This window comes from Nguyenibacter vanlangensis (assembly GCF_013376155.1).
GTDB lineage: Bacteria > Pseudomonadota > Alphaproteobacteria > Acetobacterales > Acetobacteraceae > Gluconacetobacter > Gluconacetobacter vanlangensis.
The window spans coordinates 1-2,454 of the sequence record NZ_JABXXP010000433.1 but is presented as its reverse complement, the minus strand read 5'-3'; the positions used below and the strand labels follow the sequence as shown (position 1 = coordinate 2,454).

The 2,454-nt window shown below is 64.5% G+C and carries 1 protein-coding gene and 1 pseudogene; both read left to right on the top strand.

Features of this window, described 5'->3' with window-relative positions; translation table 11 throughout:
* Positions 1-2,225: TonB-dependent receptor (locus HUK84_RS14940; RefSeq protein ID WP_176640990.1), on the top strand; the 2,225-nt coding region annotated here is incomplete at its 5' end.
* Positions 2,225-2,454: pseudogene (locus HUK84_RS14935) on the top strand (MFS transporter); the annotation flags it as partial. The gene HUK84_RS14940 and the pseudogene HUK84_RS14935, both read left to right, overlap by 1 nt.

Below are 2,454 nucleotides of genomic sequence, written 5' to 3'. Positions count from 1 at the left end.
CGCGCGGCGCGCGCGCGACGCCCGCCGCCCAACCGGCGCCACAGGCCGAATCCATCGCCGTGTTCGGCCATGGCTCGACCCGGCAGATGACCAGCGTCACCCGCACGATGATGCGGCAGAGCGTGCCCGGCACCTCGCCGCTCAAGGTGCTCAGCCAGTTGCCGGGCGTGTTCTACCAATCCGCCGATCCGTTCGGCGCCTACGAATATTCCAGCCAGCTCTTCATGCGCGGCTTCAACCAGAGCCAGCTCGGCTTCACGCTGGACGACATCCCGCTCGGCGACCAGCAATTCAACAATTACAACGGCCTCTCCGTCACGCGTGCCATCATTTCCGACAATGTCAGCGGCGTCGACGTCTCCCAGGGCGCGGGCGCGATCGACGTCGCCTCCACCAGCAATCTCGGCGGCGCGATCCAGATCCATTCCATCGACCCGTCGCACACGCGCGGCGGCACGGTCGGCCAGACCTTCGGCAGCAACGCCGCCACGCGCACCTTCGTGCGCCTGGACAGCGGCGATCTCAACCCGTCCGGCACCCGCTTCTTCGTCGCCTATGCCCGTACCGACATGGATCTGTGGAAGGGCCACGGCTACGATTATTCCGACCAGGTGAACGCCAAGCTGGTGCAGCCGCTGCCGCGCGACTCGTCGCTCAAGCTGTTCTTCGACTGGAGTTCGATCCAGCAATTCGACTACCAGGACATGACCCCCAATTACCTGCGCACGGTCGGTCCGAACCTCGCGAACTACTATCCCGACTACACGGCCGCGTACCAGGCCGCCCTCGGCCACTATCCGCAGGCCTTGCGCGCCACGAACGACCCGTTCGACGCCGTCTATTACGCGGGCACCGCCAACCGGGTGGATTATCTCGGCGGCCTCACGCTGGACGAAAACCTGACCTCCGACCTGAACTGGAAGACCACGCTCTACGGCCATGGCGATTCCGGCTACAGCACCTGGTCCACGCCCTACATGCCCTCGCCGAACGGCGCGCCGCTGTCGCAACGCATCCAGACGCCGGGCATCGCCCGCGGCGGGTTCGAAAGCGCCGCGACCTGGACGCTCGCGCGCCACAAGCTCAATGCCGGCGTGTGGTACGAATATGGACGCTTCACCGAAGGCCGCTATTTCACCCAGGCGCCGCTGCTGGGGCAGGGGACGCTGGGCAACCCGACCGACGGCTTCCCCGCCGACCAGATCTTCGCCAATGCCTGGCAGGAAGTCTTCACGTCCAACAGCTTCGTCTTCCACCTGCAGGACACGTTCACGGTCACCAGGCAACTCACCGTGAATGCCGGCTTCAAATCCATGGCCGTCTGGGCCGGCAACCGGGTGCCGGTGCAGGACGCGGCCCTCAATGGCGGCCTCGTCGCCCAGGGCGACCTGACGGCCTCCAACGCCTTCCTGCCGCAGGTCTCGGCCAACTGGCATTTCCTGCCGCATCACGAACTGTTCTTCGACGTGTCGCACAATATGCGCGCCTTCCCCCAGGACGGGTTCGGCACCAACGTGTCCGCCACCCCCTGGACCGCGTCGCAGGCCGCGTTCCAGAAAACCAGGAACACCCTGCGCCCCGAAACCGACTGGGTGTACGAAGGCGGCTACCGCTATACCAGCCCGTTCCTCAGCGCGCTCGCCTCGCTCTACCGCGTGAATTTCTCCAACCGGCTGCAGCTCATCACCAGCCAGGCCGGCATCAACCCCATCACGGCGGTGCAGAACGTGGGCGGCGTCACCACCAACGGCGCCGAGGCCAGCATGACGATCCGCCCGCTGCCGGGCCTGTCGCTCTATAATTCCTTCTCCTACGCCCACTCGACCTACGACCAGGACGTCGTCACCGCGTCGGGCGTCGAACCCACCCGCGGCAAGCTGGTGCCGAACTATCCGTCCTACATGTACAAGGGAAACATCACCTACCAGTGGCGCAAGTTCGACGTGCATGTCGACGGCAACTACATCTCCAGCCGCCAGCTCACCTACACCAACGACCTGCATGTTCCCGGCTATTTCCTGGCGAATTTCGGCATGCGCTACAATTTCGGCGATGCCGGCGTGCTGCGCGGGGTCACCGCCAGCTTCAACATCTACAACCTCGCCAACAAGACCTACATCGCCACCACCAACGAACTCGGAAACAATTTCGTCAATACGGGATATAATTATTTCCTGATGGGGGCGCCGCGCCAGTTCTTCGGCACGATCAGCGCGAATTTCTGATGCGCCGCTCGGGGTTTCTGATTTTTTCCGCCTGCGTCGGCAATCTTCTGGAATGGTACGATTTCGCGGTCTATGCGCTGTTCGCGCCCTATATCGCGGCATCCATCTTCCGGGCCACGGATGATTTTTCCCGCCTGGCGCAAAGCCTGCTGGTCTTCGGGCTCGGCGCCGTCGCCCGCCCGCTGGGCGCGCTGCTCATCGGGCTGTACGCGGACCGGCGCGGGCGCGG